Raw genomic sequence first — 7,871 nt, 5'->3', positions numbered from 1 at the left:
GTACTGATGAATGCACGCAGTGCTTTGGGATTACCAAATGCTTTTTCAGGATAACTTAAAAGAACTACCGCATTTTCTATGCCGTTGAGGTTTACCTTACCTCAGCTTGACAATAGGTTGGAGCTCTCCTAAGACTCTATTGTAGGTTCGATTCCTATAGGGAACGTTCTATTTTAAGCGGTAATGAGAGAAAAATCATTGCCGTTTTTTTTATTGTTTTTCTGCTAACAGCAAATCAAAAAATGAGCATTTCTGCTAACAGGAATGAAAAGCTATAATGCAACTGGTGTAAAAGGTTGTAAATTCTTGTAGCTAACAAAAGGGTAATGATTAAAACTATTTCTGCTTGGAAAATATCAAGCCTGAATGAGTATTCCGTTCAGATTAGATTAGGTTCTAATCTGGGCGGATTTTTTTATTTCAGGAAGAAGGAGGATGCCTATGGCAGAAAAAGTGGATCAGATGGATCCAGATGAAAAATCGTTGAGATAGCGATTGAACGGTTAAGAGTATTGGCATTGGAACTGAGAAATTATATGAAAATTGCTCATCCGGGAACTTTCATTTCCAAACCAGTAAACTAAGTAAAATAAAAATTCTGCTTTACAAATAACAGATAAAGTATTAAAATAAACAAAAAGATATCTTCAGGGCAGGGTGAGATTCCCTACCGGCGGTAAAGCCCGCGAGCCGAGAGGCATGATCCGGTGAGATTCCGGGGCCGACAGTACAGTCTGGATGGAAGAAGATGATAGTACAGTTGATTTTTTGTATGAATGAATGTAGTATCAGAGCTCTGAGATGGTGATCCATTTCAGAGCTTTTTATATAGGAAAATCAGACATTCATTTATCAATCATATGTAACAGATCAATTCCACCCTGCAGATATTTCAGCAGGCTTTTTTTGTATCTGGTACATCGTTTTCGAAATAACTATACCATTCACTTGTCTGTGAATCCGATTGCACATGTTTAAAAGCCTCGGCGTAGCCCAGGCAAAGAACAGGAATAAGAAAGAAGGAATAGAAATGACGGATCAGGAATATATGCTTCGGGCTATTCAACTGGCCAAAAAAGGAGAAGGCTGGACGAATCCCAATCCTATGGTAGGGGCAGTGATCGTAAAAGACGGAAAGATCATCGGGGAAGGCTATCATAAAAAGTATGGAGAACTTCACGCGGAACGTAATGCAATTGCTTCTCTTACAGAATCAGCAGAAGGTGCGGTGATTTATGTCACGTTGGAGCCTTGCTGTCATCATGGTAAAACACCTCCATGTACGGAAGCGATCATTGAACAGAAGATCAGAAAAGTGGTGATCGGTTCCAGAGATCCGAATCCGAAAGTGGCAGGAAAAGGTGTACAGATGTTAAGGGAAGCCGGTGTAACAGTAGTTGAAGATTTTATGAGAGAAGAATGTGATCAGCTGAACCCGGTGTTTTTCCATTATATTACTACGAAGACTCCTTATGTGGTAATGAAGTATGCCATGACACTGGATGGGAAGATCGCAACGAAAACAGGAGCATCAAAATGGATCACCGGAGAATCTGCACGAAAAGAAGTACAGCATATGCGGCATCAGTACATGGGAATCATGGCTGGTATTGGAACTGTGCTTGCAGATGATCCGATGTTAAACGTCCGGGTAGAAGGCTGGAAAAGTCCTGTCAGGATTGTGTGTGACAGTAAGCTCAGGATCCCGCCGGGCAGTCAGATTGTAAAAAGTGCGGAAAAGTACCGGACGATCGTGGCTTATGCAGAACAGAAAAATGCAGAAGAGAAAATAAAAATATTACATACCATGGGAGTTGAAACCATTTACTGTCCCGATGAAAAGAATCAGATAGACCTTAAGAAGCTGATGGCAGATCTTGGAAACAGAGGCATTGACAGCATCCTCCTGGAGGGAGGAGGTACGTTAAATGACAGTGCACTGCGAGCTGGAATTGTAAAGGAAGTACAGGCTTTTGTGGCACCAAAGCTGTTTGGCGGTGTGGCTGGGAAGACACCGGTAGAGGGCATTGGAGTTGAACTGCCGTCTGAAGCAGTGGAACTGAAATATACAGATATCTGCCAGATCGGTGAGGATATCCGGATAAAATGTCAGGTGTGTGATAAAAAACAGGAGGAATCATGTTTACAGGAATCGTAGAAGAGAAAGGAAAAGTCCGTTATATACAGCTGACAGGGGAATCAGGGATCCTGGCAGTGAAAGCCCGGAAAGTCCTGGAAGGGACAAGGATCGGTGACAGTATCGCTGTGAATGGTGTGTGTCTGACAGTTACGTCGATTCAGCCGGACGGATTTACTGCCGATGTGATGGCAGAGACGATCAGAAGAAGCAGTCTTGGCAGCTGCAAGGCCGGAAGCCAGGTAAACCTGGAACGTGCAATGGCTGCAGACGGCAGGTTCGGGGGACACATAGTAAGCGGCCATATTGATGGGACTGGCGTGATACGTTCCATGCTCCGGGAAGAAAATGCCATCTGGGTATCAATTGAGACATCGCCACAGATTTTGCATCTGATCGTGGAAAAAGGATCCGTCTGTATTGATGGGATCAGCCTGACAGTTGCAAGGGTTGATGAAGCTGGTTTTCAGGTGTCGGTCATTCCACATACAGGAGAAGAAACCACTCTTTTGGAAAAGGTGCCGGGGGATCTGGTTAATCTGGAAAATGATGTGATCGGAAAATACGTAGAAAAACTGCTTGGCATCAGAAAAAACGAAGAAGAGAAAAAAGAATCCGGAATTACGATGGAGTTTCTTGAAGAATTCGGGTTTTAGAACAGGAGGATATACACTATGTCACAAAATTATCAGTACAACACAATTGAAGAAGCACTTAGGGATCTTAAGGAAGGAAAAATAGTTCTGGTCACAGATGATCCGGACAGAGAAAATGAGGGAGATCTGATATGTGCGGCAGAGTTTGCGACCAGGGAAAATATTAATTTCATGGCGACCTATGCAAAGGGTCTTATCTGTACACCGATGATTGCAGAAATTGCGGCGAGATTGAACTTTCCGCCGATGGTTGCGGAGAACACGGACAATCACAGTACAGCATTTACCGTGGCAGTAGATCACGCAGATACAACCACAGGTATCTCTGCGGAAGAGCGCTCCTATACTATCATGAAGTGTGTGGATGATCAGTCAAAACCGGAGGATTTCAGAAGACCGGGACATGTGTTTCCGCTTATTTCCAGAAAAGGCGGGGTTTTGGTACGAAATGGCCATACAGAGGCAACAACAGATCTTATGAGACTTGCCGGACTGAAAGAATGCGGCGTGTGCTGTGAAGTTATGAAAGAAGATGGAACTATGATGCGTACATCACAGCTATGGGAAATGGCAAAAGAGCATAACCTTACATTTATTACGATCCGTGATCTGCAGGATTATATAAGAATACATGAAAAGCATGTAAAGGAGGAAGCCGTTGCAAACCTCCCAACGCAGTACGGTGATTTTAAAATGTATGGTTATATCAATGATATTACAGGAGAGCATCATCTGGCACTGGTAAAAGGTGATCTGGGAGATGGTGAGGATGTGCTTTGCCGGGTACATTCGGAGTGTCTGACAGGGGATGCATTCGGATCGCTCAGATGTGACTGTGGCCTGCAGCTGCAGACAGCGATGCGCCAGGTAGAAGCAGAAGGCCGAGGAATCATTCTGTATATGAGACAAGAAGGCCGAGGAATCGGACTGATCAATAAGATCAAAGCATATGCGCTTCAGGAGCAGGGATACGATACTGTGGAGGCTAATGTGAAGTTAGGGTTTGCGCCGGATCTCAGAGAGTACTGGGTCGGGGCACAGATACTGTCAGACCTTGGTGTGAAATCATTAAGATTACTGACAAATAATCCGGATAAAGTCTATGGACTTGGCGAATTCGGACTGAAGATCAATGAGAGAGTACCTCTGGAGATTCCGGCACAAAAGTATGACTGGAAGTATATGAAGACGAAGCAGGAAAAGATGGGTCATATTTTTAAAGAAATAAATTTATAAAAAACAGCAAATATCAGGAGGAAGAAAAAATGAGACAGATCAATTTAGTAGAAGGAAAAGTAGTAGCACCGGAGGGAATGAAGGTTGGTATCGTGGCAGCGAGATTCAATGAAATTATTGTGAATAAATTATTGGGAGGGGCAGTCGACGGACTGGTAAGACATGGAGTAGAAGAAGAGAACATTACTGCAGCATGGGTACCGGGAGCATTTGAGATTCCGATTACAGCACAGAAGATGGCACAGTCAGGAAAATATGATGCAATTATCTGCGTTGGAGCTGTCATCCGTGGAGATACTTCACATTATGATCTGGTGTGTAATGAATCTGCCAAGGGAATCGCACAGGTTGAACTTGCAACAGGAATCCCGGTTTTATTCGGAGTGATCACGACTGAAAATATCGAGCAGGCTATTGCGCGTGCAGGAAGCAAAGCGGGAAATAAAGGCTATGATTGTGCATTATCTGCGATTGAGATGGTCAATCTGATGAAGCAGCTCTAAAAGACAGGAAAATAAATGATGACAAAAACGATCATATTCGATTATGATGGAACGATCCATCATACCCTTGGAATCTATGAACCGGCATTTCGTGAAACCTATCAGTGGCTGACAGAACAGAAGGTTACCGAAGAACGGGAGATAGGCTCGGTGGAAATTGCCGGCTGGCTGGGACTTAACAGTAAGGAGATGTGGAATACATTTTTGCCGGAACTGGATCAGAGCTATAAAGAGCAGGCAAGCAGGATGGTAGGAGATCTGATGGTAAGACAGATCAGGAAACATAAGGCAGTGTGGTATCCGGGAGCAGAGGAGATGCTAACAGCTTTGAAGAACCGGGGATATCACCTTGTGATCTTAAGTAACTGTAAAGCTTCATATCGTGAGGCACACTGGAAGGAATTTGGGATGGAACGATGGTTTGACCGTTTTTATGACTGTGAATCATACAGATTCCGTCCAAAGACAGAAATTGTGCAGGAAATCATCCGGGAATATAGTGGCCCTTATCTGGTAGTCGGAGACAGAAGACAGGATCTGGAATGTGCCAGGTCCTGCAAAAGCCCTTTCATAGGATGCCTGTATGGATATGGTGAGAAAGGGGAACTGAATGGGGCTGATTATTATGCAGAACATATAGAGGATATACTGCAGATGGTGATATGATTTTTGCAATATAAAAATCTGAAGGAAAAAAGTTAAAAATAAGTACTTCTGTAAAATAAAAGGATATAAAAAATTTGCAACAACTTGCTGCAAATTCTGAGGCGGGGATGATTTTAGGATAGTCATAGTGATAGAGGTAATCCACTTTCCTAACCCCATCTGTACAGTAAAGTTCCCAAGTCCAGTTGTACAAAGCGCTGCTGCACGGGGAACCAGATGGAATGCATCTCCACTTCCTAAAAGAACTGCCATAATTCCAAACATGGTAAACTGTCGGTTTCCTTTGCCTTTGCGGATCATTTATAGATTTTACTGTGGAAGATTTTGCATAAAGTATTTTCCGTGCTTGTGTGTACCATTATCTGATATCAAAGCAGTACAGGGTGATTCCGGCCATGCACAGGTCAATATGGTTACGGATGCGTACTCTCATATTCCGGATGATGACCAAAGGAAAAATGCAGAGCTTTTTAAAGAAGCATTTTATGAGAAAAAGAATCTGAATCCAGAGAGGCGGGCGTTGCTCAATTCGTTGGCGAAAACGATGGAGTAATGAAAAATAGTGAAAGAATAGTGTAATTTTAGTGAAAAAACGATTCACAAAACGATATAATATATGGATGAAATGAGGATATTTATTGTGTATATGGATATTCTATCTCCATCAAATCTATTGAGATCTCCATCATTTGATGATAGAATGATGGAGATAAATCTGAAATGAAGGAGATTCCTATGAGAGACTTTGATTTTATTGTAAGTCCTGCGAAGTTGTTAACACCTGAAATTGTTCAGATGGTTAGCAGTATCCATGAACATAAAGGCAAACAGGAATTATTTCTCGAAGCCAATGTAGATGAATTGAAAACACTCTTAGAAGTTGCATTGATTCAGAGTACGGGAGCATCCAACCGAATCGAAGGTATATTTACAAGCGATAAGCGTTTGGAAGAATTGGTAAGTCAAAAAGCAGAACCCCGCAACCGATCTGAGCAGGAAATTGCTGGTTATCGTGAAGTACTTTCCACAATTCACGAAGGTTATGAATATATCAACCCAAGACCGAACATTATTTTGCAGTTACATCGAGATCTGTACTCCTATTCACAGGGGGCTGCTGGTGGAAGTTATAAGAATTCCGATAATGTAATTGCAGAAACAGATGCCGAGGGTTATCAGAAGGCACGTTTTATTCCAGTTCCCGCATTTCAGACTGCTGAAGCGATGGAAGAACTTTGCGCTCGCTTCCTTGAAGCATGGGAAGCTGACCGCATTGATAAACTGGTTTTGATTCCCATGTTCATTCTGGACTTTCTGTGCATCCATCCTTTCAATGACGGAAATGGTAGGATGAGCCGTTTGCTCACTTTATTGCTTTTTTATAAGGCGGGATACATCGTTGGAAAATATGTCAGTATGGAAATGTTGATTGAAAAGACAAAGGAAACATATTATGAAGCCCTTCAAGCAAGTTCTACTGGCTGGCATGAGGGAGAAAACAGCTATGAGCCTTTTGTTAAATATTATCTGGGTATCATGTTGAAAGCATACAATGAATTCGAAAGCCGTGTAGAGCATTTGAAGCATCGGGGTCTTTCTAAGCCTGATAGAATTAAAGCGGTTATTGATAACAAGGTTGGCAAAATTACAAAGAAAGAAATCATGGAACTTTGTCCTGATATAAGCAAAATTACCGTGGAAAGGACTTTGACGAATCTGGTTAAGAGTGGGTATATCGCAAAAGTTGGTGCAGGTCCATCTACTGGTTATGTCCGTATTTAAAAATATGAAAGCAGCGTAACTATTCAGTACCCCATTAAGTACATCTTGATTTTTCGGCAAAACAGAGAAAATAAAATTTCTGTTTCGTCATCGTTTTAGTGTAAAATGTGGATAATTTTTCAGTTTGGTTGCCAAGTGCTTTGGGTTTGTGGATTTCTGAAACATAACTCCTTAGTTTTACCCAGATAACAGCATTTTTGTGGATTTTATCCGGGTGTTATCAGCATTTAATCTCTGATTTTTTCTGGTTATCCACCGTCATTTTGACAGTATGCAAAAATCTTACGATTCGCTTTTTACCCCATTTTCCGTTAAAATAGAAGTATCAAATTTTAACGGAAGAAGGTGGGCTGATTGACAAAAGATGAAATGAATAAGAAGTTATTACAACAGGTTAATTCATTAACATCGACTGTAGATTCCCTGAATGCTACAATCAATGCGCAAACACAGTTAATCGCTCAGCTCAATCAGACGATACAGGAACTAAAGGAACAGCTTAATAAGAACTCCAAAAACAGTTCCAAACCACCTTCAAGTGATGGTTTCAAAAAGCCTGCCCCAAAGAGTCTGCGAAAAGCATCCTGTAAAAAGGCTGGTGGACAGAACGGACATCAGGGGACACATTTAGCGGTAATAACAGCTTCGGATAAAATAGTCAAACATATGCCTTCCGCATGTGAAGGATGCCCACATTATCAGATATGCAAGGGCACTGCATGCATTGCAGAGAAACGCCATGTTATTGATGCGGTTGTTACAGTCAATGTAACGGAGCATCAGGCACTGGAACTTCCAATCTGTATGCTGTATGGAGATACACGCAGAGGTGCTTTCCCTTCTGACGTAAAAGCAGCCGTACAGTATGGCGAAAACCTTCAGTCATTAGCT

Annotated in this window: 7 protein-coding genes, 2 pseudogenes and 1 riboswitch; of the genes and pseudogenes, 8 read left to right on the top strand and 1 reads right to left on the bottom strand. The window is 42.1% G+C overall.

Annotation, left to right across the window (positions count from 1 at the left end; all coding sequences use genetic code 11):
• Positions 1-639 precede the first annotated feature (639 nt).
• Positions 640-754, top strand: a riboswitch (FMN riboswitch).
• Between the two features lie 276 nt (positions 755-1,030).
• Genes ribD through DWX28_RS18095 form a run of 5 tightly spaced genes read left to right on the top strand, consistent with a single transcriptional unit; the run spans position 1,031 to position 5,198 of the window.
• Complete coding sequence (gene ribD, locus DWX28_RS18115) at positions 1,031-2,158, top strand: bifunctional diaminohydroxyphosphoribosylaminopyrimidine deaminase/5-amino-6-(5-phosphoribosylamino)uracil reductase RibD (protein ID WP_014081338.1); 1,128 nt, start codon at positions 1,031-1,033, stop codon at positions 2,156-2,158.
• The gene (gene ribE, locus DWX28_RS18110) at positions 2,140-2,793 is read left to right on the top strand and encodes a riboflavin synthase (protein ID WP_004844978.1); all 654 of its coding nucleotides are present in this window, start codon (positions 2,140-2,142) and stop codon (positions 2,791-2,793) included. Before ribD ends, ribE begins: the two co-directional genes overlap by 19 nt.
• Positions 2,794-2,811: 18 nt before the next feature.
• On the top strand, positions 2,812-4,029 hold the full coding sequence (locus DWX28_RS18105; RefSeq protein ID WP_118254460.1) for a bifunctional 3,4-dihydroxy-2-butanone-4-phosphate synthase/GTP cyclohydrolase II: 1,218 nt from the start codon (positions 2,812-2,814) through the stop codon (positions 4,027-4,029).
• 29 nt (positions 4,030-4,058) lie between these two features.
• Positions 4,059-4,532: a 6,7-dimethyl-8-ribityllumazine synthase gene (gene ribH, locus DWX28_RS18100; protein WP_004844980.1), complete on the top strand. Its 474-nt coding sequence runs from the start codon at positions 4,059-4,061 to the stop codon at positions 4,530-4,532.
• Positions 4,533-4,547: 15 nt separating this feature from the next.
• Positions 4,548-5,198 carry an HAD family hydrolase gene (locus DWX28_RS18095; RefSeq protein ID WP_004844981.1) on the top strand — a complete coding sequence of 217 codons (651 nt, stop codon included), beginning with the start codon at positions 4,548-4,550 and terminating at the stop codon, positions 5,196-5,198.
• 117 nt (positions 5,199-5,315) lie between these two features.
• Here DWX28_RS18095 and DWX28_RS20695 read toward each other — a convergent pair.
• Positions 5,316-5,498, bottom strand: a pseudogene (locus DWX28_RS20695) (hypothetical protein); the annotation flags it as partial.
• A gap of 64 nt (positions 5,499-5,562) precedes the next feature.
• Here DWX28_RS20695 and DWX28_RS20850 point away from each other — a divergent pair.
• The 3 genes and pseudogenes from DWX28_RS20850 to DWX28_RS18075 form a co-directional block, all read left to right on the top strand.
• A pseudogene (locus DWX28_RS20850) lies at positions 5,563-5,751 on the top strand (hypothetical protein); the annotation flags it as partial.
• 167 nt (positions 5,752-5,918) lie between these two features.
• Positions 5,919-6,980: a Fic family protein gene (locus DWX28_RS18080; protein WP_118254454.1), complete on the top strand. Its 1,062-nt coding sequence runs from the start codon at positions 5,919-5,921 to the stop codon at positions 6,978-6,980.
• 354 nt (positions 6,981-7,334) lie between these two features.
• Positions 7,335-7,871: DUF6444 domain-containing protein (locus DWX28_RS18075; RefSeq protein ID WP_243002490.1), on the top strand; the 537-nt coding region annotated here is incomplete at its 3' end.

Origin of the sequence: Blautia sp. AF19-10LB (assembly GCF_003461245.1) — a bacterium.
GTDB classification, from domain to species: domain Bacteria; phylum Bacillota; class Clostridia; order Lachnospirales; family Lachnospiraceae; genus Blautia_A; species Blautia_A intestinihominis.
This window is presented reverse-complemented; position numbering and strand designations above follow the sequence as displayed.

What these genes read in the sequence shown, in the direction of transcription:
- DWX28_RS18105 (WP_118254460.1), top strand. Translation starts at nt 2,812, where the DNA reads ATGTCACAAAATTATCAGTACAACACAATTGAAGAAGCACTTAGGGAT.
- DWX28_RS18080 (WP_118254454.1), top strand. Translation starts at nt 5,919, where the DNA reads ATGAAGGAGATTCCTATGAGAGACTTTGATTTTATTGTAAGTCCTGCG.
- DWX28_RS18095 (WP_004844981.1), top strand. Translation starts at nt 4,548, where the DNA reads ATGATGACAAAAACGATCATATTCGATTATGATGGAACGATCCATCAT.
- ribH (WP_004844980.1), top strand. Translation starts at nt 4,059, where the DNA reads ATGAGACAGATCAATTTAGTAGAAGGAAAAGTAGTAGCACCGGAGGGA.
- ribD (WP_014081338.1), top strand. Translation starts at nt 1,031, where the DNA reads ATGACGGATCAGGAATATATGCTTCGGGCTATTCAACTGGCCAAAAAA.
- ribE (WP_004844978.1), top strand. Translation starts at nt 2,140, where the DNA reads ATGTTTACAGGAATCGTAGAAGAGAAAGGAAAAGTCCGTTATATACAG.